Origin of the sequence: Actinomadura rifamycini DSM 43936 (assembly GCF_000425065.1) — a bacterium.
Taxonomy (GTDB): Bacteria; Actinomycetota; Actinomycetes; order Streptosporangiales; family Streptosporangiaceae; genus Spirillospora; species Spirillospora rifamycini.
Window position 1 is genome coordinate 47,442 of the sequence record NZ_AULB01000022.1, and the last position, 23,415, is coordinate 70,856.

Here is a 23,415-nt window from a genome sequence, read left to right on the forward strand (position 1 = left end):
ACGACTCACACCCATCCTGGCCGCCGGGGCGCTCCTGCTCGGAGCGCTCACGGCGGCCCCCGCGAGCGCCGCCCCCGCGCCGCCCGCCGCGAGCGGCGCCGTGGACGTGTACACCGCCGAGCTGTCGCCGGCGCAGATGAAGATCCTCGACCGGGCCGGACTCGGCCACGAGGACGTCGAGATCGCGAAGGCGGACGGCGACCGCGTCCGCGTCGAGGCCGTGATGAACGGCGCGATGGCCGCCGAGCTGAACCGGCAAGGGCTCGGCCTGAAGGTCAAAAAGGTGGACGGCAGGGACGCCCGCGCGCGCCAAGGCGGCCCCCGACAACGTGTTCCGCCCCTACAGCGGCCCCGGCAACCTCCGCGAGGAGCTGCTGAAGGTCGCCGCCGACAACCCCTCGATCGCGAAGACCGTCGACATCGGCGAGACCCACCAGGGCAAGCCGATCACGGCCGTCCGGGTGAGCAAGGACGTCGCGAACCTGCGGGACGGGCAGCGCCCGGTGGTCGTCTACCAGGGGACGCAGCACGCGCGCGAGTGGATCACGCCCGAGATGGTGCGGCGGCTCCTGCACCACTTCGTGGACGGCTACGGCTCCGACGCCGAGCTCACGAAGATCGTCGACACCACCGACCTGTGGTTCATCCCCGTGGTCAACGTGGACGGCTACGACCTGACGTTCGAGGACGGGTTCCGGCTCTGGCGCAAGAACGTCCGGGACAACGACGGCGACGGGCGGCTGACCGGGCAGGACGGCGTCGACCTGAACCGGAACTTCCCGTACAAGTGGGGGTACGACAACGAGGGGTCGTCGCCGCTGCGGACGAACGCGACCTACCGCGGCCCGTCGCCCGGCTCGGAGCCGGAGACGCAGGCGCAGATGCGGCTGTTCGAGCGGCTGCGGCCGACGTACCTGGTCAACTACCACTCGGCGGCGGAGCTGCTGCTGTACGGCAACGGCTGGCAGACGCTCACCCGCAGCCCGGACGACCCGATCTACGAGGCGCTGCTCGGCGACGCCGAGGACCCGGCCGTCCCCGAGTACGTCCCGCAGCTCAGCGCGCAGCTGTACACGACCAACGGCGACACCAACGACCACACCGACAACCTGTACGGCACGCTCTCGTACACCCCGGAGATGGCGACCTGCGAGACGGCCGCCGGATACGACCCGGACGACGAGTGGGAGCCGAACGGGTGCGGCAGCGGCTTCGAGTTCCCGGACGACGAGGCGCTGGTCGAGAAGGAGTTCCGGAACAACCTGCCGCTGGCGGTCGCCACCGCGCGGTCGGCGCAGGACCCCGACCACCCCGTCTCGGTCGTCGACCGGACGACGCCGGACTTCGAGACCGACCCGTTCGAGGTGTCGTACGGGTCCGAGCAGGAGGTCTCGGCGTACATCCGCCGGTCGCTGGCGAACCGCGACCTGCTCTACCGGATCAACGGCGGCCCCGTGCGGCGGGACGGCGCCCGCGAGTGGCGCGGCGGCGACCGGTACGGCGACGGGAACGACCGCTACTACGGCGAGTTCCGCGGCAAGGTCTCGGGGCAGAAGCCCGGCGACGAGGTCGAGGTGTGGTTCGCGGGGACGAACGCGAAGGGCGAGCGCGTCGAGAGCGAGCGCTTCACCTACGAGGTCCGCGACCGGGCGAAGGCGGACGTGCTCGTCATCGCCGACGAGGACTACACCGGCGTCAACCCGAGCTACCCAGCCGGGACGGACGAGCCCAAGTACGCGGGGCAGTACGCGGACCTGGTGCGCGAGGCCGGGCACACGCCGCTCGTGTGGGACATCGACAAGGACGGCGCGCCGCACCACCTGGGCGTCCTGAAGCACTTCCGGGCCGTGGTCTGGTACCTGGGCGACAACCGCCTGACGCAGGACGAGGCCGACGAGCCGGTGCAGACGGCCATCGGGCCGATGCCGGACTCGCAGGTCGCGGACCGCGCGAAGGACACGCAGCTCAACGTCCGCGCGTACCTGAACGAGCGCGGGAAGCTGCTGCACGTCGGTGAGACGACCGGGTACGCGGGCGAGGCCAGCCGGTACAACGGCGGCGGGCTCTACTACGGCCTCAAGGGCGCCCCGGACGAGCCCTGCGTCATCACGACCAGCTTCCGGGACGACTGCGAGCTGCTGTCGGACGACTTCTTCCAGTACTACCTGGGCGCCTACGACCGGCAGCACATCGGGTCCCCGGCGACGTTCGCGGGGTCCCGGCGGCCGTTCCAGGGCGTCGAGGCGGGGCTGGCGGGCACGCCGTCCAACGAGCTGAACGAGGCGGGCGGCTTCCAGGTCACCTCGTCGGTCCTGCCCGAGGCGGACTTCCCGCAGTTCCGCAGCTGGAAGGCCGGCGACTACACGGGCGCCGCCGCGGGGACCGAGCCGATCCAGGGCCGGTTCTACGTCGCGGGGACGCACCAGGACGCCGTCTACCGGCGGCTCACGCGGACGATCGACCTGACCGGGGTCACGGCCGCGCAGGCGCCGAAGCTGCAGGCCCGGCTCTCGTTCAGCACCGAGGGCGGGTACGACAACGTGATCGTCGAGGCGCACACCGCCGGGGCGGACGACTGGACGACGCTGCCCGACGAGAACGGGCGCACGGACACGTCCGTCCCGACCCAGTGCGAGCAGGAGTACCTGCTCGACATGCACCCGTTCCTGGAGCACTACCTGACGCGCGGCAACCCGTGCGGCGGCACGGGGACGACCGGTGAGTGGAACGCGTTCACCGGCGACTCGGGCGGCTGGGTGCCGGCCTCGTTCGACCTGGCCGCGTACGCGGGCAAGAAGGTCGAGGTGTCGATCTCCTACGTGAGCGACCCGGCCACCGGCGGGTCCGGCCTGTTCGTCGACGACACGAAGGTGACGACGTCGGGCGGGGTGCTCGACGCCGAGGGCTTCGAGTCCGGTCTCGGGCCGTGGGCGGTCCAGGGCGCGCCCGCGGGCAGCCCGGGCAACCTGTCCGAGTTCGTCCGGGCGGAGGCCGTCGTCGACTCGGTGTCGGCCGTCGCGACCAAGGACACCGTGCTGCTCGGGTTCGGCCTCGAACAGGTCGAGGGCACGGCCCGGCAGGAGGCCCTGATGAAGGGAGCGCTGAACCTCCTGCTCCCCTGACCGTCCCGACCGCCGGTCCGGCCCGGCGACCCCGCCGGGCCGATCGGGCACGTTTTCCCTGATCAACGGGTAAACTACGCCCCCAGGAGCCACGCGCTTCTGGGGGCGTCCCACTTCTTGTGACGGACGCCACGCAACCTTTTGGGCCTTACACCGCGTCTTACGTAACGGGAACACCACCGGAGAGCAACAGCGCCGGTCCGGACACGACCCGCGACGTCCCGGCCAACGGGGTCGCCCTGGCATCGCCCGACTCGCGCGTCTCCTCTCGGCCCACCTTCCAAGCGCGGCCGAGCAAACCCGACACGCCGGGCCCCGGCAAAGCCGACGGGGACCGAACCGGCGTCCCGCCACGGCCCGATGACGAGCACGTCCTGACGGCGGGCCCGTCACGAACCCGGCCGAGAACCGTCGGGGACCGGTGGCACGAACCGAACCGAACGGGGGGCGGTCCTTCCGCCCGACACGCGCGCGCACGCCGCCGAGCGCGCGACTGCGGGTCCCGAGCCCGCAGGCAACGACCACGGGAGCGATGATGACCGCTGCTACCTTCACCACCGACCTTCGCACCGAGCGCGACCTGCCGAGCGCCCAGCGTTACGAGCGGGACGTCCTTCCCTTGGCCGACCCTCTGTACGCGCAGGCCGTCCGGATGACGCGCAACAGCGCGGACGCCGAGGACCTCGTGCAGGAGACCCTCGCCAAGGCTTACGTGAACTTCCACCAGTTCAAGGAAGGCACGAACCTCAAGGCGTGGCTGCACCGCATCCTGACCAACAACTTCATCAACACCTACCGCAAGAAGCAGCGCGAGCCCCAGCGCGCCGGCTCCGAGGAGCTGGAGGAGTGGCAGATCGCCCAGGGCGAGGCCCACGCCGAGGGGTTCCGGTCCGCCGAGCACGAGGCGCTCGACCGCATCCCGGACGCGCGGATCGTCGACGCCCTGCGCGCGCTGCCCAAGGAGTTCCGCGACGCCGTGTACCTGGCGGACGTCGAGGGCTACCCGTACAAGGAGATCGCCCAGATGATGGGCACCCCGATCGGCACGGTCATGTCGCGCCTGCACCGGGGCCGCAAGCAGCTCCGCGAGGCCCTCGCCGACCACCCGCGCGCGGGAGGCGCCCGCCCCGAGGAGCCGGCCGACCACACGCTCGCCGCCTGACCCGCCGATCCGCCGCACGGCCCCGGCCGGAACGTTCCACGCGGACGTCCCCGCACGTCCCCGGACCGTCCGGCGGGACGCCCCGGACCCGCCCCCGGCACCCCCCGTTCCTCCCGATCCGACCCCGCGGCCGCCCCGTGGCCGCGGGGTCGCCCCCTTTCCACCCCCGGGCGGCCGCACCCGATCGGACCGTTTCCATGCGCATTGGGTAGTCGGGCGAGTACAGTGAGCGATGTCCCCCCCCAGTACCTCTCGGTCACTCGACCCCGACCCTCGGGAGCCTCGATGCCGCACACGCTCGGCAGCGTCCTCGTGGGCGCCGCCTTGGCCCTGCTGCCCGTCGCCCACTCCGAATCCGCCACGTCCCTGCGCCTGACGCTGAAGCATCCCGGCCGGGAGGGCGCCGCACCGCGGACGGCGACGCTGCGCTGCGATCCGCCCGGCGGCCGGCACCCGGAGGCGGTGCGGGCGTGCGGCGATCTGGAGGAGTCGGGCGGCCGCATCGAGCACGAGCCGGACGGCCGGATGTGCACGGCGGTCCACTCCCCCGTGACCGTCCGGGCCGAAGGCACGTGGCGCGGGCGTCCCGTCCGGTTCCGCAAGAACTACCCCAACGACTGCGTGATGCGCTCGCGGACCGGCATGGTCTTCGCGTTCTGAACGGCGGTCCGCTCCGGTGACGGGAGCGGCGGTGACCGGCCGCGACCGCCCGCCGGCGGCGGGCGCGGGCCGGATCACAAGACGGTCGCATGGACGGGCCTTGCGCGGGTAAAGCGCGCACACGGCCAATGCGAGCGCCGGAGAACCAGGAGGAACCGCACGCGATGTCACGAATGATCAGCGACGTGATGACCGCGGCCCCGCAGGCGCTGCCGCTGGACTCGACCCTCGACGAGGCGGCCCGCGTCATGCGCGACGAAGGCATCGGCGACGTCCTCGTCACCTACGCGGGCCGCCTGTGCGGCGTCGTCACCGATCGCGACATCGTGGTGCGGGCCGTGGCGGAGCGCCGCGACACCTCGCGGACGCCGCTCGGCGACGTGTGCACCGCCGAGCTGACGACCGTCCGGCCCGACGACGACACGGGCACGGCCGTCCGGCTGATGTGCGAGCACGCCGTCCGGCGGCTGCCCGTCGTGGACGCCCTGCAGCGCCCCGTGGGAATCGTCACCCTGGGCGACCTCGCCGTGGCGGACGGCGCCGGGCCGGGCACGGCGCGCCCGCTGCACGAGATCAGCAAGGCGGCCCCGAACAGCTGATCCCGGACCGAGGGTCGGCGCACGGCGGACGGCGAGATACCGTCAATGGTGTGACGCCGACCGACACGGTCCTGACCGACCAGCTCGCGCTGGAGATCGCGCGGCTGGGCGTGGTCGGGGAATCCTCCGACGTGGGCACGCTGCACCGCGTGGCCGAGCTGGCCTCCCGGGCCGTGCCCGGCTGCGCCGGCGCGTCCGGCGTCCGCTGGGCGATGCCCCGGACGAACGGCGCCGCCCCCGCCGTGCCCGAGGACGCGCGTCCCGAACCGCTGGCCGCCGCGGCCAGCCACCCCGACATCGCCGAGATCACCGACCGCCAGCTCGCGCGCGGCGAAGGCCCCCTGTTCGACATGGTGCTGGAGCGGCGCCCGCTCGGGTCCGACGACATCCTGGTCGAGACCCGCTGGCCCGACACCATGGCGGACATGCTGCGGCGCGGCGTCCGCTGCTTCACCATGTCCCCGCACCTGAACGCGAACGTCATGGTCACCCTCACGCTGTACGGGGTGACGCCCAAGTCGCTCGGCTCCGGGCGCCACGCGCTGGCCGCGCTGCTGATGGCGCAGGGCAGCGCGTCGATGTCGAACACCCAGCAGTACGACGACGTCCACCGCACGGCCGTCCAGCTCCAGGAGGCGGTCGAGGCCCGCGCCGTCGTGGACCAGGCGAAGGGCATCCTGATGCACGCGCTCGGCTGCGATGCCGACGAGGCGTTCGCCGAGATGCGCCGCATCTCCCAGACACGGCACGTGAAGCTCACGGCGTTGGCCCAGCGTATCGTCGGTGACCAGGGGATCACCTAGCCGGGCGGGCGATGGCAAAGCGATCGTCAGGAGCAGGGCCCGGCCCGGTCAGGGCGTCGGCCCGTCCGGTTTCGCCGTGGCGAACGGACGAAAGGGAGATCGGATGCACGATCAGTTCGACCAGCTCGAGCCGGAAGCGATGCTGCGCGAGATCACCGAGCTCGAAGGGCGCATCGGAGAGCTCCGGCAGGCCGCGGGCCTGCCGGAGCCCGATCTGCGCGCGACGCTCGACGCGGCACTGGTCGAACTCGAACTCGCGCTGGCGGCGCTGCGCGCCATGGGCACCGAGCACGGCGCCGAGCAGGGCGGGTCGGCGGCGGCCGAGAACGAGCGGCGCGTGCTGCGCACGGTGTTCCAGGACGCGCCCGTGCCGCTGTTCCTGCTCGACCGGAGCAGCAGCGTGCGGCGGGCGAACCGGCAGGCCGCGTCGCTGCTCGGGGTGTCGGCGGGGTACGTGTCCGGCAAGCAGTTCGCGTCGTTCTGCGACCTGGCGACGCGGGCGGCGGTGCGGTCGCAGCTCGCGGCGGTCGTCCGGACGGGCCGGCGGCGGCGCGTGCAGGTCCGCTTCCTCGGCCGCGAACGCGGCATCGACGCCGTGGTGACGCTGGCGCGGGTGTGGATCCGCGGCGAGCCGGATCCGATGGTCGTGGTCGCCGCGGGCGCCGCCGGCCCGCCGCAGGGCGCGAACCCCCCGCAGGGCGGGGAGGGCGCGACGCGGGCGCGGCCGGCCGGCGAGGCCGGGAAGCGGGAGCCGCAGCAGCGGGCCGCGGGCGCGCGGCCGGCGGGGAGCGCGCCGCGCCCGGACCCGGCGCGGGCCGTCCCGCGCACGGCGGTCCCGCGGCGGCCGGACGCCGACGGGCCGGGGGCGCGGCGCGCCACGGCCGGGACGGACGACGCGCGGGCCGAGCGGGCGGCGCCGGTGCCGCAGGTCCCGGGCGTCCCGGCGGGCGACGACGAGACCGTCGCCACGCTCGTGCACCGCATGGACGTCCTCGCGACCGCCTGCGAGCTGCTGCTGGACGAGCCGGTGTTCAACGAGACGGTCGCGGTGCGGCGCTGCGCCCGGCTGCTGGCGGCCGAGCTGGCCGACTGGGCGTTCGTCGACCTCACCGGCCCCGGCGGCCCGGCGCTCCCCGGGGCGGGCGGCGCGACCGCCGCGGACGCCGTCCCGATGCTGCGCCGCCAGGTCGCGATGGGCCCCGACGACGAGCGGTCCGTGGAGGCGGCGCGGATGCTGGAGGAGCTGGAGCCCGTGCAGGGCACGCTCCCGCACACCGTGTTCCTCACCCGGCAGAGCACCGTGCGGCCGCACGTGGACGACCTCGAACTGCTGGGCGTCTGCCCGGACGGCCAGCCCGTCTGCGCGAAGATCGGCGCGACGTCGGTGCTGAGCGTCCCGATCGAGGACGGCGAGCGCTGCCTCGGCACGATCACGCTGACGGCCAGCGGCGACTACGGGCCGTTCGACCTCGTCGACCTCGGCGTCGTGCAGCGGCTCGGCCGGTACCTGGCGCTGGTGATCCGCGCGTCCCGGCTGTACCGGCGGCGCGCCGAGGTCGCCGACACGCTCCAGGCGGGGCTGCTGCCGAAGACGCTGCCGGAGATCCCGGGCGCGTCCGTCGCGGCCCGCTACCTGACGGCGACGCACGGCGCCGCCGAGGTGGGCGGCGACTTCTACGACGTGTTCCGCACCGAGGACGGCTGGGGGCTGATCCTCGGCGACGTGTGCGGGAAGGGCGAGGACGCGGCGGCCGTCACCGCCACCGCGCGGCACTGCGCGCGCCTCGCGGCCCGCTGGAAGCCGACGCCCGGGGACGTCCTCGGCGTCGTCAACGAGGCGCTGCTGGACGAGGACCGGTTCGTCACGGCGGTGATGGCGGGGCTCACGATGGAGACGGAGCGGGCGCTGGTGTCGCTGGGCGTGGCGGGGCACCCGCCGGCGATCGTGGTGCGGGCGGACGGGGTGATCCGGTCGGCGTCGCGGGGCGGGGTGCCGCTCGGGCTGTTCGAGGACTTCGAGCCGGGCCTGGACGGCGTCGAGCTGGCCGTCGGGGACACGCTCGTCCTCTATTCGGACGGCGTCCTGGAGGGGTGCAACCTCCAGCGGCAGGAGTTCGGGATGGAGCGGCTGCTGGAGACGCTCGCCGCGCACGCCAAGGACAAGCCGGAGGGGATGCTCGCGGCGGTGGAGCGGGCCCTGCTGGAGTTCTGCGACGGCGATCTGCGCGACGACGTGTCGATGCTGGCGCTGCGGGTGGAACCGCCGTCCCTGAATTGAGCGGCCGCCCGCGCTCGCGCACGGAATGCGAAATCAATCCGAGAGATTGCGAATTCCCCGAAGAAACTGGTGCGCCCGGCAGACTTGACCTGCCAAATCGACTGGTCAGCGCACTGCCTGGGTACCCAAACAGCATGAGCGTCGACCCGTCACTCAAGCCACGCAACGAAACCGATCATGAGCGACTCGACCGGCAACTCATCGAAATGCTGCAGGGCTTCCGTGTCGCCGTCACGGGCGTGCAGATGCTCTTCGCGTTCCTGCTGACCGTGCCGTACGCGGCGGGGTGGGGAAAGATCGACCAGACGGGCCGGATCCTCTTCTTCATCGCGCTGTACGGGGCGGCATTCGCGTCGATCTGTTTCAGCGCGCCGGTGTTCCAGCACCGGATCCTTTTTCGGATGGACCAAAAAGAGATGCTGGTGCGCCGGGCGAACCGGCTCGGAATCTGCGGCGGCATCGCCCTCGCCCTGTCGATCTCGGCGTCCACCACATTGATCATGGAAACGCTGACGGCGTGGTGGGCGGCGGCCAGCACCGCGCTCTGCGTCGTGGCGTTGTGCGGCTGGCTGTGGTTCCTGCAGCCGCTGGGCCAGCGACTCCGGCTGATCCGCCGCATGGCCCGCACCACGCTCGAAGACATCCCCGGCACGGAGTAGCTTCCGGACCCCGGCTTCCGGACGACGGCCCGCGACGGGGCGCTCGCAACAGATCCGACTATGACCGACTGTTCACTTCTTTACCGGGTAATAGCACGTTCATGAGCGTGGACCCGGCCATGAAGCCTCGCAACGAGACCGAGCACGAACGTCTCGACCGGCAGCTGATCGAACTGCTGCAGGGGTTCCGTGTCGCGGTGACCGGCGTGCAGGTGCTGTTCGCCTTCCTGCTGACCGTCCCCTTCGCGGCGCGGTTCGACAAGGTCGACGACACCGGCGAGATCCTGTTCTACATCGCGCTCTTCGGCGCGGCGGCCGCGTCGATCTGCTTCAGCACGCCGGTGTTCCAGCACCGCATCCTGTTCCGGATGAACAAGAAGGCGATGCTGATCCGCCGCGCCAACCGCCTCGGCATCTGCGGCGGCATCGCGCTCGCCGTGTCGATCTCGGCCGCCACCACGCTGATCGTCCAGACCCTCACCGAGGACTGGTGGGCGATCGTCACCGCCGCCGTCGTGGGGGTCGTGTGCGCGTGGCTGTGGTTCGTCCAGCCGTTCCGGGACCGGGTGCAGGCCACCCGCGCGCTCGAGGAGGACGGAGGCGGCAAGGGCGCCGGGGACGGCGGCTGACCGCCGCCTCCCCCGGCGCCCGCCGCGTCAGTACGACCTGCCGAAGATCACGCGCTTGCCGTACGCGGACGGCTCCCCGCACTTCACGCACGCGCCCGCCTCCTCCGGCGCGTCCGCCGGGATGACGCGCGGGGTCGCGGCGGTGTCGGCCTTGATCGCGTCCTCGCACTCGGTGCGGCCGCAGTGCAGGGCGCGCGCCCACCCCTGCGCGACCTGGCCGGCGAAAGCGTCCCAGGAGTCGACGACCGCGGTGCGCTCCTCGCGGAACGCCTCGGCGCGGGCCAGCAGGAACGCCTGGAACTCGGCGAGGATCCCCGGGATCAGCTCCGGCACCTTGTCGAGCGGGATCTGCTCCTTGCCCTGCCCCTCCGCCGTCGGCAGCCGCCGCACGACGGTGGCGACGCCGGCCTCCAGGTCGCGCTTGCCCAGCTCGATCCGGACCGGGACGCCGCGCATCTCCCACTCGTTGAACTTGAAGCCCGGCGAGAGCTGCGGCCGGTTGTCGTCGACGTGCACGCGGATGCCCATCGACCGGACCGCCGCGCCCAGCCGCCGCGCCTCGGCGGCCGTCTGCTCGCCCTGCTCCTTGCGCCCGATCGGCACGATCACGACCTGGTAGGGGGCGAGGCGCGGCGGCAGCACGAGCCCCTTGTCGTCCCCGTGCGTCATGATCACGCCGCCGATCATGCGGGTGCTCATGCCCCAGGACGTCGTGTGCGCGAGCGTCAGCTTGCCCGCCTCGTCCTGGTACTGGATCTCGAACGCCTTCGCGAAGTTCGTCCCGAGGTAGTGGGACGTGCCGGCCTGCAGGGCGCGGCCGTCCCGCATCATGCCCTCGATCGTGTACGTGCGCACCGCGCCGGCGAACCGCTCGCCGGGCGTCTTCTCGCCCGCCACGACCGGCATCGCGGCCAGCTCGCGCGCGACCGCCGCGTAGGCGTCCAGCGCCCACATCGTCTCCCGCATCGCGTCGCCCTCGTCGGCGTGCGCGGTGTGGCCCTCCTGCCAGAGGAACTCGGTCGTGCGCAGGAACATCCGGGGCCGCATCTCCCAGCGGACCACGTTCGCCCACTGGTTCAGCAGCAGCGGCAGGTCGCGGTGCGAGTCGATCCACTTCGCCATGTACTCGCCGATGACGGTCTCGGACGTGGGCCGCACGACCAGCGGCTCCTCCAGGTCCTTGCCGCCCGCGTGCGTCACGACCGCCAGCTCCGGCGAGAAGCCCTCGACGTGCTCGGCCTCGCGCTTGAGGTAGGACTCCGGGATGAGCATCGGGAAGCACGCGTTGTCGTGCCCCGCGTCCTTGATCCGCCGGTCCAGGTCGGCCTGGAGCAGCTCCCACACCCGGTACCCGTACGGTCGGATCACCATCGTGCCGCGGACCGGGCCCCGGTCCACGAGCTGCGCCTGCACGACCAGCTCGTTGTACCAGGCGGAGAAATCCTCGCTCTGCGGCGTCACACCTTCTCGACTCACGCAGGACAGGGTACTGACCTGCGCCGCCCTGCACCCCCACCGTGCCCTTACGGTGACCTCCGCGCCCCCACGCCCCGCGTGTCGGCCGCCCCCGCCCCACGCGCGGGCGGCTTGACGACCCGGGTGCGGGACGGAGCGAATTCCGCGGGCGGAGGCCGTGCCGAGCGGCCGGCACGGCCGTGGCTGCGGTGCGGGCGCCGGCGTGTTGGGTAACCTCGCGTGATGCGCTGGTCCCAGATGTTCGTGCCCACCCTCCGCGAGGACCCCGCCGACGCGGACGCGCCGAGCCACCGGCTGCTCCTGCGCGCGGGGTACGTCCGCCTGCTCGCGTCCGGCCACTACTCGCTGCTGCCGCTGGCGGTGCGCGTCCGCGCGAAGGTGATCGAGGTCGTGCGGCAGGAGATGAACGCCATCGGCGGGCAGGAGATGCTGCTGCCGGCCCTGCATCCGGCGGAGCCGTGGCGCCGGTCGGGCCGGTGGGAGCTGATGGGCGAGGAGATGTTCCGGCTCCGCGACCGGCGCGGCGCCGAGCTGGCGCTCGGCATGACCCACGAGGAGATCTTCGCGACGATCGCGCAGGAGCTGCACTCCTACAAGCGGCTCCCGCAGCAGTGGTACCAGTTCCAGACGAAGTTCCGGGACGAGCCGCGCCCCAAGGGCGGCCTCATGCGGACGCGCGAGTTCACCATGAAGGACGCCTACAGCTTCGACATCGACCGGGCGGGCCTGGACGCGTCGTTCGACGCCTACCACGGCGCCTACACGCGGATCTTCGAGCGGCTCGGGCTGCCCGCGCTGGCGTGCGAGGCGTCCAGCGGGACGATGGGCGGCGCGGGCTCCACCGAGTTCATGTGCCCCGCCGACGTCGGCGAGGACCTCGTCGCCCACTCCCCCGGTTGCGGGTACGCGGCGAACATCGAGCGGGCGACGTCCCGCCTGGACGCGGTGGAGGACGAGCCGGGCCCGGCGGCGCCCGAGCGGTTCGACACGCCCGGCGTCCGCACCATCGAGGACCTCCTCGCCTACGACGCGCCGGGCGACCGGCAGATCAAGACGCTGGTGTACCTGCTCGACGGCGTGCCGACGCTCGTCCTGCTGCGCGGCGACCACCCGCTCAACGAGCAGAAGCTCGTGGACGTCACGGGCGCGGCGTCGATCCGGGCGGCGGAACCGGAGGAGATCCGGGAGGCGCTCGGAGCGCTGCCCGGCAGCCTCGGCGCGGTCGGCGCCGGCCTGCCGGTGATCGCGGACGAGGCGCTGCGCGGCCGCCGGAACATGTTCACCGGCGCGAACACCGACGACGTCCACCTGCGCGGTGTGGACGTCGGGCGCGACATCGCCGTCGGCACGTGGGCGGACCTGCGGGAGGTCGCCGCCGGGGAGCCGTGCCCGCGGTGCGGGGAGCCGCTGCGGGTGGTCCGGGCCATCGAGATCGGGCACATCTTCAAGCTCGGCGACCGGTACTCCCGGGCGCTCGGCGCCGAGGTGCTGGACCCGGACGGCAAGCAGGTCCCGATCGTCATGGGCAGCTACGGGATCGGCGTCGAGCGGGCGATGGCCGCGATCGTCGAGACCCACCACGACGAGCGCGGCATCGTGTGGCCGCTCGCCGTCGCGCCGTTCCACGTGGCGGTCGTCCCCGCGCAGACCACCGAGGACGTGCTCGCGGCGGCCGAGGACGTCTACGCGGGCCTCGCGGCGGCGGGCGTCGAGGTCGTGATCGACGACCGGCCGGAGCGGGCGGGCGTCAAGTTCCGCGACGTCGAGCTGACCGGCATCCCGTACCGGGTGACGATCGGGCGCCGCGCCCTCGCCGAGGGCATGGCCGAGGTGACGGCGCGCTCGACCGGGGAGACCGAGAAGGTCGCGCTGGACGCGGTCGTGGCGCACGTGCGCTCCCTTGTTGCTGCCTGACGTTTTACCCTGGGTCCACCGGATGGGCGATGTCGGGAAACGGGGTCATGGCAGAAGTCACCGGAAATGAAGGCCGCTGGACGTTCGACGGCGCTCTCGTGCGGATCGTCCCCGGGAACGGGCGCGGCGTGCACCGGCTGCGGCGCATCCTCGGTGAGCTCGAGGTCCCGCTGGAGGCGGTCGCCGGGATCGCCTACGAGCCGGGCAAGAAGGGCGGCGTGCTGCGGGTCCGGCTGCGGCAGGGCGCGGACCCGCTCGTCCAGGCCGCGGGCAACGCGCTCGACGAGTCCTCCGACCCGTACCGGCTGAGCCTCGACAGGGACGCCGCGGCCCTCGCCGAGTACTTCGTCGACGAGGTGCGCAACACGCTGCAGATCGAGCAGATCGGCACCGGGCCGGTGGACCGGTACCTGCTGCCTGGGCCGAGCGTCCCGCTGCGGGCGTCCGGCGGGGAGGGGTCGGTGACGTTCGACGGGGAGACCGTCCGGCTGGACTGGAGCTGGATGGCCGAGGGCTCGAAGCAGAAGGCGGGCCCGAAGCAGTTCACTCTGGCGGACGTCCTGAAGGTCGAACTGCACCCGTCCGTCGGGCTGGACGAGGGGCACCTGCGGTTCCACATGAAGGACCAGGGCGCTCCTCCGAAGCCGAAGCACGACCCGTACTGCCTGACGCTGTGGGGCACCAAGAAGGAGGGCGCCTCCGCGATCGCCGTGGCCGCCGCGGTCGTGGCGCGGCTCCCGCACCCGAGCGCCCCGCCGTCCGACGACGTCCCGGCGCTGCCGGAGGCGGCCGCCCCCGAACCGGCGGCGGCCGACGACCACGACGTCCTCCTGCGGCGGCTGCGCGAACTCGGCGACCTGCACAAGGAGGGCATCCTCACCGACGAGGAGTTCGCCACCGCCAAGCAGGCCCTCCTCCGCCGCTTCTGACGCCGGGCCGCGCGGGCGTGGCGCGCGGGCGGGGCTCCCTGTAGAACAGGGGCATGGCCGATCGCCGTCCGACGCTCGAAGACGTCGCCGCCCGGGCCGGAGTGGGGCGCGGCACCGCGTCCCGGGCGATCAACGGTTCCGCGCGCGTGAGCGAGCGGGCGCGGACGGCGGTGCTGCGGGCGGCGCGGGACCTCGGGTACACGCCCGACGCGGCGGCCCGCGCGCTGGCGTCCGGACGTCCGGGCGCCCTCGCGGTGGTGCTGGCGGAGGAGCCGGGCCGCGGGTTCGAGCAGCCGTACCTCGGCCAGCTCCTGGACGGGATCACCGCGGCCGCCGACACGGCCGGGACGGCGGTGGCGCTGCACTGCGCGCGGACGCGCGGTGAGCGCGCGGCGGTGGCGCGGCGGCTCCGCGAGCACCGGACGGAGGGCGTCCTGCTGCTGTCCACGCTCCCTCGGGAACCGCTCGCCGGCCTGCTGCGGCGCGACGGGGTGCCCACCGTGTCGGCGGGGCGCCCCGGCGGCTCCGCAGGCCGCGCGGCGGACGGCGCGGGCTACGTCGACGCGGACAACCGCGGCGGGAGCCGGCGCGCCGTCGAGTACCTGGTCGGCTGCGGGCGGCGCCGGATCGCCGCGATCGCGGGGCCGCCGGAGCGGTCCGTCGGCGCCGACCGCCTCGCCGGCTACCGGCGGGCGCTGGACGGCCGTCCGGGGACGGTGGCGTTCGGCGACTTCACCGAGGCCGGCGGGCTGCTCGCGATGCGGCGCCTCCTGGCGCGGCGGCCGGACCTCGACGCGGTGTTCGCCGCGTCCGACGTGATGGCCGCCGGGGCGCTGCGCGAGCTGGAGCGGCAGGGGCGCCGCGTGCCCGACGACGTCGCGCTCGTCGGGTTCGAGGACACCGCGGCCCGCCGGCCGACGCTGCCGATGCTCACCACCGTCCACCAGCCCACCGAGTGCATGGGACGGGCGATGGTGCGGATGCTGCTCGGCTCCGCCGGGTCGGACGTCCGCGAACCGGTCGTCTGCGACACCGGCCTCGTCCTCCGCCGGACGGCCTGACCGCCGCGCGCTCCGAACCGCCCCGCGCACCCGAAAACCGTTTGACGTCGGCGGGAGCGGTACCGAGACTCGGCTCCGGACCGCGATCACGAGGGGGAGAACAGTGGGACACGTCGAAGTCGGGCATGTGCGGCATACCTTGCCCGACGGCCGGGTCCTGCTGGACGACGCGTCGTTCCGGGTCGGCGAAGGGGTGACGGCCGCGCTCGTCGGGCCGAACGGCGCCGGGAAGACGACCATGCTGCGGCTGATCGCGGGCGACCTGGCGCCGCAGGAGGGCACCGTCGCGCACAGCGGCGGGCTCGGCGTGATGCGGCAGTTCGTCGGCAACGTCCGGGACGACTCCTCGGTGCACGATCTGCTCCTGTCGGTCGCGCCGCCGCGCGTCCGGGAGGCCGCGGCGGCCGTGGAGGCCGCCGAGCTCGCGATGATGGAACGCGACGACGAGCCCACGCAGCTCCGCTACGCGAACGCGCTCGCGGGCTGGGGCGACGCGGGCGGCTACGAGATCGAGGTGCTCTGGGACGCCTGCTGCGTCGCGGCCCTCGGCGTCCCGTACGACTCGTGCCGGTGGCGCGAGGTCCGCACGCTCTCGGGCGGCGAGCAGAAACGGCTCGTCCTGGAGGCCCTGCTGCGCGGCCCCGACGAGGTGCTCCTCCTCGACGAGCCCGACAACTACCTCGACGTCCCCGGCAAGCAGTGGCTCGAGGAGCGGCTCCGCGAGACGCCGAAGACCGTCCTGATCGTCTCGCACGACCGGGAGCTCCTCGACGCCGCCGCCGACCGGATCGTCACCGTCGAGGCGGGGCGTGTGTGGGTGCACGGCGGCCGGTTCGCGACGTACGCCGAGGCGCGCCGCGACCGCAACGAGCGCCTGGAGGAGCTGCGGCGCCGGTGGGACGAGGAGCACGCGAAGCTCAAGCAGCTCGTCATGATGCTCAAGAACAAGGCGACGTTCAACGACTCGATGGCGTCCCGCTACCAGGCGGCGCAGACGCGGCTGCGGCGGTTCGAGGAGGCGGGCCCGCCCGAGGTCCCGCCCCGCGACCAGTCGATCAAGATGCGGCTGCGCGGCGGGCGCACCGGCAAGCGCGCGGTGATCTGCGAGGGCCTGGAGCTCACCGGGCTGATGAAGCCGTTCGACGCGGAGATCTGGTACGGCGAGCGGGTCGCGGTGCTCGGGTCGAACGGGTCCGGGAAGTCGCACTTCCTGCGGCTGCTCGCGTCCGTCGCCGAGACGGTCCCGCGCGGCACCGCGCCCGTCGCGCCGGTCGCGCACACCGGCGTCGGGCGGCTCGGCGCCCGCGTCGTCCCCGGCCTGTTCGCGCAAACCCACGCCCGCCCCGACCTGGACGGGCGGACGCCGTGCGAGATCGTCATGACCGAGCACGCCCGGCTGCGCAACGACGCGATGTCGGCGCTCGCCCGGTACGAGCTGACGGTCTGCGCCGAGCAGCCGTTCGAGACGCTCTCGGGCGGCCAGCAGGCCCGGCTGCAGATCCTCCTGCTCGAACTCGGCGGCGCGACGCTCCTGCTCCTGGACGAGCCCACCGACAACCTCGACCTCGCGAGCGCCGAGGCGCTCCAGGAGGGCCTGGAGTCGTTCGAGGGGACGGTCCTCGCGGTCACGCACGACCGCTGGTTCGCCCGCTCCTTCGACCGCTTCCTCGTCTTCGGCGCCGACGGCTCGGTGTACGAGTCGTCCGAACCGGTGTGGGACGAGTCGCGCGTCGCCCGTCCGCGCTGAAGCCCGCCCGCACCGGAACGCCGGTGGCGCCCGCCCCAGCCCAGGAGGCGCCACCGGCGGGTCTCGCCCCGGTTACTTGCAGATGGCCGTCTCGACGAGGTCCATGACCTTGTCGTGCTTCTCCATGTACTCCTTGGTCATGGCCTCCATGGAGTCCTGCTTCTTGACGATCGCGCCCGGCAGGGCGTTCACGACCACGGTGACCTCGCGGCCGTCGGTGGTCACGCCGCCGCGGGACTCGTAGCCGTGGATGTCGCCGCCGTGGCCCCAGATCTCGGCGCACGACAGCGTGGTCTTGTCGAGGCCGAGCCCGAACTCGGTGTCGGGCATGTCGTCCGGCCCGCCCTTGACGGTCTTCCGCATCTCCTTCAGCTGGGCTTCGGGCAGCAGCCTGCCGCTGATCAGGGCGGTCTGGAACGCGTTGAGGTCGCGCGGGGTGGAGATCACCATGCCGGCGGCGCCCGAGATCGAGGGGTCCATCTCGGTGGCCTTCTTCAGCTCGCCTCCGGGCGGCGCGATGTAGCCCTCCATGCGCGGCTCCGGAACGCTCTTGTCCCCGGGCTTCGGCCACGTGGTGTCCTTCAGGCCGGCCCGCCGGATGACCCGCTCGGTGACCGCCTCGCCCACGGGCCTGCCGTCGAGCTTCTCGACCAGCATCCCCGCGATGATGTAGTTGGTGTTGCTGTACGACCGCATCTTCCCGACGGGGAAGTCGGCCTTGTGCTCCAGTGCGGGCTTGAGCAGCTCCTCGGCCGTGTAGGTCTTCGTCGGCGCCTTGCCGGTGTCGGCGTCCGCCCACTGGGTGTAGTCCGGGATGCCGCTGGTGTGCCCCAGCAGGTGCCGGACGGTGATCTTCTTGCCGCTGTAGTCCGGTCCCTCGACGACGCCGGGCAGGTAGGCGTCGACCGGTTCGTCGAGCTTCACCTTGCCCTCGCCGACCAGCTGGAGGACGGCCACGGCCGTGAACGTCTTGGTGTTGCTGCCGATGCGCACGTGCGCGTTCTTCGGCGGCTCCTCGCCCTTCTCGCGGTCGCCGACACCGGCCGAGTAGTCGCGGGTCTTGCCGTCCTCGCCCTTGACCGAGACGACCACGCCGGGGAACCCGGCCTTCACCACTTCCTGCATCGCCTTCCGGACGGCCATCTCGTTCTTGGCCGCGCCGATCTCGGCCTGCGCGTCGGCCTCGGTGCCGGTGGCGCAGCCCGTCAGGCCGCCCGCGAAGAGGGCGCCGGCCGCCGTCGCCGCGGCGAGCCGCCGGCGGCGCTTGGACGGGGCGGTCGGAAGGGCGGCGGGCTGGGGGTGCTGGGGCATGGGCTACTCCTCGAAAACCACCGGGCCGGTGGGAGCGGGGACGTCTCAGGAACACCTCCACGATCTCGGGCCGCGGCGTCCGAATCGATAACGCACACGGGAAGAAACGCGGTGTAGCCAGCACTACCGGCCATGGTGCAGCCACCACGGCGAACGCACCCTGACCTGCATGAACGCGAAGGAAAGGGCCGAGTAACGGACGGACGCGGCAGGACGTCCGGGCGACTCGCCCGCCACCGACTCCCCAAAACGTTTTTGCCCGCTTTTTCAGAACCCGTTCCGCCAGGACGAACGTTTGCCGATCTGTTGAACGCACTAGACGTCGCTCTCGCCGGAAAATCATACGCTCGATCCGAAATCACGCCTTTTTCGGCGTCGAGTCCGCATTGTTCCCGGCCGGGCGGGGCGTCGCCGCGCCCGCCGCCGGCGGCAGGCAGAAAGGTTCCCGTACATGACGACGCAGATCCCCGTGGAGCTGGAGTCCGCCATCATGCGGCAGGTCAGCGACGGCGCGATACTGACCGACCTGCGCGCACCGGCCCCGGAGACACGGGACGAATCGCGCCCGCTCCGCTGGTCCGAGAACATCCAGGGCAACGTGCTCGCGGCGTTCAACAAGGACCAGCAGACGTTCCTGCTGCTGCGCTTCACCGACGCCGCCAAGGCGCGGCAATGGCTCGGCCGGATGGAACCGATGATCTCCGACACGCGGGAGGTCGAGGATTTCAACGAGCGGTTCAGCGAGCGCCGCCGCCTCCTCGGCCACGACCCGGCCGACATGGCCGCGACCTGGGTCGGCATGGCGCTGACCGTCGAGGCCCTCCGCATGGTCGGCGACGAGACGATCAAGAAGGACCTGCGGGACCCGGGGAACCTCCCCCGCGAGTCCACCATGGCGGCGTTCCTCCAGGGCGCCGCGAAGCGGGCCGACATCCTCGGCGACACGGGCGCCGACGATCCGCGCCACTGGTACTTCGGCCACGAGGTCCCCGGGCAGGACGACTGGAACGTCCACGCGATCGTCACCGTCGCCGCCGACCGTCCCGAGGACCTGCGCAACCGGCTGTCGCGCATCCGCGACCTGTGCGCCCGGCACCAGGTCGCCGAGGTCTACGAGCAGGCCGCCACGACACTGCCCGGCAAGGCCGCCGGGCACGAGCACTTCGGGTTCAAGGACGGCGTCTCCCAGCCGGGCGTCAAGCAGTTCCACCGGCCCGAGCCGTCCAGCGCGGGCGAGCGGATGAACCGTCCCGGCACCGTCCTCGTCGACCCGGGCGAGTTCGTCCTCGGCGCCGCGCCCCACACGATCGAGAACGGCCTCATCAAGCGGCCCGCCGGGGACGGCCGCGCCCAACTCGACTGCCCCGAGTGGATGAAGGACGGCTCGTTCATGGTGCTGCGCAGGCTGCGGCAGGACGTCGCGGGCTGGTGGGCGCAGATCGAGCGGCTCGGCGGCGACCGGTCCGCCGAGCAGAAGGACCGGCTCGCGGCCCGCATGGTCGGCCGGTGGCGCAGCGGCGCCCCGCTCGCCCACCACCCCGACGTCGACCCGCACACGTCCGGCGTCCGCATGGACAACGACTTCGACTACCGCGACGACCCGGCGGGCTACGACACCCCGCGCTGCGCCCACATCCGGAAGATGCACCCGCGCAACGGCCTCGCCGAGCAGCCGCCCGACGAGGGGAAGGCCGCGGCGAAGCGGCGGCTCATCCGGCGCGGCATCCCCTTCGGCCCGAAGTTCGACCCGGCGACGGGCGAGGGCAACGGCGCCGACACCGAACGCGGGCTCGTGTTCGTCGCGTTCTGCTCCGACCTCGCCGAGCAGTTCGAGTTCCTCCAGCAGAGCTGGGCGAACAACGACGACTTCCCCAACAAGGTCGTCCCCGGCCTGCCGAACTCCGAGAAGCCGGACGGCGTCGACCCGGTCATCGGCTCGTCCCCGTCGATGACGTGCCGGTTCTACGAGCGTCCCGCGAAGGAGGACGGCGCGGACGTCCCGCAGGAGCTCAAGATCGAACGGTTCGTCCGGACCCAGGGCACGGAGTACGCCCTCACCCCGAGCAAGAAGCTGATCCGGCGCCTCGCGGCAGGCGCGTGACGCCCACCGCCGTGCGCGGCACCTCGCCCGTTCCGGGAGGTGCCGCGCACTTCCGCCGTCAGCCGCCCGCCCCGACCGCGTACGCCTCCGCGCGGTGGACGTCCAGGCCCGCCCGCCCCGGCGCCAGGTGCGGGCGCAGGACGAGGTCGCCGTCGTAGTCGCCGCCGCGCTCCGGCCGGTACGGGAGGGGCTCCTCGGTCCCGAGCCCGCGGAGCCGCTCGTCCAGCCGCGCCGCCGCGCCGCCGGCCGTCCGCACGCGGTCGGCCCCGCCGATGACCAGCGGCGGCAGGACGGCCATGCCGCTGTAGAACAGCGTGCCGTGCAGCAGCGGGAACAGCAGCTCCTCCGCGTCGCCGTGGATGCCGCGCGGCCCGAACCCGGTGGAGCGGGCGCCGGCGGTGGTCACCACGAGGGCCCGCCGTCCGGCCAGGCCGCCGTCGCCGTAGCGGCGGGCGCCGGGCAGGCCGAACGCGAACCCCTGCACGAACACCCGGTCGAACCAGCCCTTGAGGATGGCGGGCATCCCGTGCCACCAGAGCGGGAACTGCAGGACGAGCGCGTCCGCCCACCGGAGCTTGTCCTGTTCGGCACGGATGTCGGGACTGAGCGTCCCCGCGGCGTGGGCGCGTTCGGACGCGTCGCCGACCAGCAGGCGGTCGCGGGGGTCGTGGCCGAAGTCGGCGGGGCCGACCACGGGGTTCCAGCCCATCGCGTACAGGTCCGACTCGCGCACCTGATGCCCGAGGCCGCGCAGGGTCTCCAGGCCGTGCTCGCGCAGGACGCCGTTGAGGGACCGCGGCTCGGGATGCGCGGACGTCCACAGAATGTTCACGAAGCCTCCATCGGATCGGTTCCGGACACCCCCGATACTCCCCGCCGACCCTCCCCGCCCGTCAGTGGCCCGTAGGCCATCATCCGAAAGGATCCGGCCACCCGCCCGCGCGCGGGTCCGAACCCGCAGCGGGTGAGGTAGTCCCGCTCAGGCAGCGCACTTCGCCCGCGTCCTCCAGCAGACGGGCGCGGACCGCGAACCACCGATGGCGGCCGCCCATCTCCCCGGCCAGCCCCTCGCAGGCGGCCAGGCCGGAGCCCCCGACCATGGCAAGGGCGACCACCCAGCCGAGCCCCGCCGTCAGGCTCAGCTCCACCCACTCGAGGCACCGGCGCAGCGCCGGGCCAACGCCGGAGCAACACGGGGTGACACCGGGGCACTGGCAGGGCGGCGGAGCGGCCCTGAAGCGGCATCGCAGGTGCCGGAAAAGCATCAGAGCGCTGGCCGAGCGGCGGCGGGCCAACGCCGGAGCAGCACGGAGTGGCACCAGGGCGCTGACCGCGCAACGGCGGAGCGATGCCGAAACGACGGCCGAGCGGCGCCCGGCCAACGCCGGAACAGCGCGGGGCGGCACCAGGGCGCTGGCAGGGCGGCGGAGCGATGCCGCAACGACAGCGGAGCAGCGCCCGGCCAACGCCGGAACAGCGCGGGGCGTCGACGGGGCGCTGGCCGCGCAGCGGAGCATCGATGCCGGAACGGCGCCGGAGCAGCGCGGGGCGCGTCAACGGGGCGCTCGCGGCGCGGCGGCGGAGCGGGGCTGAAGCGGCGTTGCGGCGGTGCCGGGAAGGCCTCGGGGCGGGGCCACGCCGCGGCGGGGCGATGCCGGAAGGACGGCCGAGCGGCGACCGGCCAGCGCCGGAACGGCGCGGGGTGGCACGGGGGCGCTGGCAGGGCGGGGCGGGTGGCGCCAAGGTCTCGCGGGGCGGGGCCACGCCGCGGCGGGGCGATGCCGGGAGGACGGCCGAGCGGCGACCGGCCAGCGCCGGAGCAGCGCGGGGTGGGACGGGGGCGCTGGCGGCGCGGGGGCGGGTGGCGCCAAGGGCTGGCGGGGCGATACGGAACGGCGGGCGAGCGGTGGTGGGGTGGCGCATTGGTGTTGGCGGGCGAGGGTGGGGTGGCCGGGGGCGTGTCAGAATCCGGGGATGGTGTTCGGGGGCGGTGGGGGGCACCGGCTGGCGGTGCTGGTGCGCGAGGGTGTCCTGCCGATGGAGCTGGGGCTCGTGCACCAGCTCTTCGGGGCCGCTCGGTCGGCGGACGGCGCGGCGCTGTACGAGGTGGCCTCCTGCGGTGTCGAGGCGGGGGCGGTCCGGACGGACGCCGACTTCACGGTGACCGCACCGCACGGGCTCGAGGCGCTCGGGGAGGCCGACACGGTGCTCGTCCCCGCGTCCCACGCGCTGGACGAGACCCGTCCCGGGGACGGGGCCGTCCCGGCGGCGCTGCGGGACGCGCACGCGCGGGGCGCCCGGGTCGCGTCGGTTTGCACGGGGGCGTTCGTTTTGGCGGCGGCGGGTTTGCTGGACGGGCTCCGGGCGACGACGCACTGGCTGTCGTGCGATCGGCTGGCGGAGCGGTTCCCCGCCGTGCGCGTCGACCCGGCCGTCCTGTACGTCGACGAGGGCTCCGTCCTGACCTCGGCGGGCGAGGCGGCGGGCATCGACCTGGCGCTGCACATGATCCGGCGCGACCACGGGGCGGCGGTGGCGGCCGATGTGGCGCGCCGCACCGTGGTGCCGCCGCACCGGGAGGGCGGGCAGGCGCAGTTCATCGCACGTCCGGTGCCGTCCTCGCCGGGGCCTTCGACGGACGCCGCGCGCACGTGGGCGCTGGAGCGCCTCGACCGGCCGATCACGCTCGCGGAGATGGCGGCGCGGGCGTCGATGAGCGTCCGGACGTTCACCCGGCGCTTCCGGGACGAGACGGGCGTGTCGGCGGCGACGTGGTTGACGCTGCAGCGGGTCGAGCGGGCGCGCCAGCTGCTGGAGCGGACGGACCTGCCGGTGGACCGAGTCGCCGAACGGGCGGGCTTCGGAACGGGCGCCTCCCTCCGCGCGCACATGCGGGCCCGGCTGGGCGTCTCCCCGAGCGCCTATCGCGCCACCTTCCGCGGCCCGTCCGGCCCCTGATCCCCG

At 73.4% G+C, this 23,415-nt stretch carries 17 protein-coding genes; 14 read left to right on the top strand and 3 right to left on the bottom strand.

Annotated elements, in window-relative coordinates; genetic code table 11:
• The first annotated feature begins 329 nt into the window (after nt 1-329).
• The 8 genes from H505_RS43465 (at nt 330) to H505_RS43490 (ending at nt 9,912) form a co-directional block, all read left to right on the top strand.
• Entirely contained in the window at nt 330-3,122 is a 2,793-nt protein-coding gene (locus H505_RS43465; RefSeq protein WP_051300992.1) for a M14 family metallopeptidase, read from the top strand.
• A 535-nt stretch (nt 3,123-3,657) separates the two neighbouring features.
• On the top strand, nt 3,658-4,284 hold the full coding sequence (locus tag H505_RS43470) for a sigma-70 family RNA polymerase sigma factor (RefSeq protein ID WP_051301010.1): 627 nt from the start codon (nt 3,658-3,660) through the stop codon (nt 4,282-4,284).
• 285 nt (nt 4,285-4,569) lie between these two features.
• Nucleotides 4,570-4,944 (top strand): SSI family serine proteinase inhibitor, encoded by a 375-nt coding sequence (locus H505_RS0121405; protein WP_026403616.1) that lies wholly within the window; start codon nt 4,570-4,572, stop codon nt 4,942-4,944.
• A gap of 164 nt (nt 4,945-5,108) precedes the next feature.
• Nucleotides 5,109-5,543 (top strand): CBS domain-containing protein, encoded by a 435-nt coding sequence (locus tag H505_RS0121410; RefSeq protein ID WP_026403617.1) that lies wholly within the window; start codon nt 5,109-5,111, stop codon nt 5,541-5,543.
• Between the two features lie 50 nt (nt 5,544-5,593).
• Nucleotides 5,594-6,346 (top strand): ANTAR domain-containing response regulator, encoded by a 753-nt coding sequence (locus tag H505_RS43475; RefSeq protein ID WP_051300993.1) that lies wholly within the window; start codon nt 5,594-5,596, stop codon nt 6,344-6,346.
• Nucleotides 6,347-6,449: 103 nt separating this feature from the next.
• Nucleotides 6,450-8,624 carry a SpoIIE family protein phosphatase gene (locus H505_RS51835; RefSeq protein WP_084550623.1) on the top strand — a complete coding sequence of 725 codons (2,175 nt, stop codon included), beginning with the start codon at nt 6,450-6,452 and terminating at the stop codon, nt 8,622-8,624.
• 134 nt (nt 8,625-8,758) lie between these two features.
• Nucleotides 8,759-9,283: a DUF6328 family protein gene (locus H505_RS43485; RefSeq protein WP_051300994.1), complete on the top strand. Its 525-nt coding sequence runs from the start codon at nt 8,759-8,761 to the stop codon at nt 9,281-9,283.
• 101 nt (nt 9,284-9,384) lie between these two features.
• Complete coding sequence (locus tag H505_RS43490) at nt 9,385-9,912, top strand: DUF6328 family protein (RefSeq protein ID WP_034519113.1); 528 nt, start codon at nt 9,385-9,387, stop codon at nt 9,910-9,912.
• Nucleotides 9,913-9,939: 27 nt separating this feature from the next.
• Here the strand turns inward: H505_RS43490 and proS are convergent, their stop codons facing one another.
• Nucleotides 9,940-11,388 carry a proline--tRNA ligase gene (gene proS, locus H505_RS0121435; protein ID WP_245592598.1) on the bottom strand — a complete coding sequence of 483 codons (1,449 nt, stop codon included), beginning with the start codon at nt 11,386-11,388 and terminating at the stop codon, nt 9,940-9,942.
• Nucleotides 11,389-11,610: 222 nt separating this feature from the next.
• Between proS and H505_RS0121440 the strand changes: the two genes are divergently transcribed.
• The 4 genes from H505_RS0121440 to H505_RS0121455 all read left to right on the top strand — a co-directional run bounded on the left by H505_RS0121440 (nt 11,611) and on the right by H505_RS0121455 (nt 17,039).
• On the top strand, nt 11,611-13,302 hold the full coding sequence (locus tag H505_RS0121440; protein WP_026403619.1) for a proline--tRNA ligase: 1,692 nt from the start codon (nt 11,611-11,613) through the stop codon (nt 13,300-13,302).
• Nucleotides 13,303-13,349: 47 nt separating this feature from the next.
• A complete protein-coding gene (locus H505_RS0121445) occupies nt 13,350-14,231 on the top strand; it encodes a DUF4429 domain-containing protein (protein ID WP_026403620.1) in 882 nt (293 codons plus the stop codon).
• Between the two features lie 53 nt (nt 14,232-14,284).
• A complete protein-coding gene (locus H505_RS0121450; RefSeq protein ID WP_026403621.1) occupies nt 14,285-15,292 on the top strand; it encodes a LacI family DNA-binding transcriptional regulator in 1,008 nt (335 codons plus the stop codon).
• 103 nt (nt 15,293-15,395) lie between these two features.
• On the top strand, nt 15,396-17,039 hold the full coding sequence (locus H505_RS0121455) for an ABC-F family ATP-binding cassette domain-containing protein (protein WP_026403622.1): 1,644 nt from the start codon (nt 15,396-15,398) through the stop codon (nt 17,037-17,039).
• Nucleotides 17,040-17,111: 72 nt separating this feature from the next.
• Here the strand turns inward: H505_RS0121455 and H505_RS0121460 are convergent, their stop codons facing one another.
• Nucleotides 17,112-18,350, bottom strand: coding sequence for a serine hydrolase domain-containing protein (locus tag H505_RS0121460; RefSeq protein WP_026403623.1), 1,239 nt, complete (start codon nt 18,348-18,350; stop codon nt 17,112-17,114).
• Nucleotides 18,351-18,801: 451 nt separating this feature from the next.
• Here H505_RS0121460 and H505_RS0121465 point away from each other — a divergent pair, with 451 nt between their 5' ends.
• Nucleotides 18,802-20,451 (top strand): Dyp-type peroxidase, encoded by a 1,650-nt coding sequence (locus tag H505_RS0121465; RefSeq protein ID WP_051300995.1) that lies wholly within the window; start codon nt 18,802-18,804, stop codon nt 20,449-20,451.
• Nucleotides 20,452-20,509: 58 nt separating this feature from the next.
• On the opposite strand, the gene H505_RS0121470 is transcribed toward H505_RS0121465, so the two are convergent.
• Nucleotides 20,510-21,283 carry an NAD(P)H-dependent oxidoreductase gene (locus H505_RS0121470; RefSeq protein WP_026403625.1) on the bottom strand — a complete coding sequence of 258 codons (774 nt, stop codon included), beginning with the start codon at nt 21,281-21,283 and terminating at the stop codon, nt 20,510-20,512.
• Nucleotides 21,284-22,425: 1,142 nt separating this feature from the next.
• Between H505_RS0121470 and H505_RS0121480 the strand changes: the two genes are divergently transcribed.
• Complete coding sequence (locus H505_RS0121480) at nt 22,426-23,409, top strand: GlxA family transcriptional regulator (protein ID WP_026403627.1); 984 nt, start codon at nt 22,426-22,428, stop codon at nt 23,407-23,409.
• The last annotated feature ends 6 nt before the right edge of the window (nt 23,410-23,415 follow it).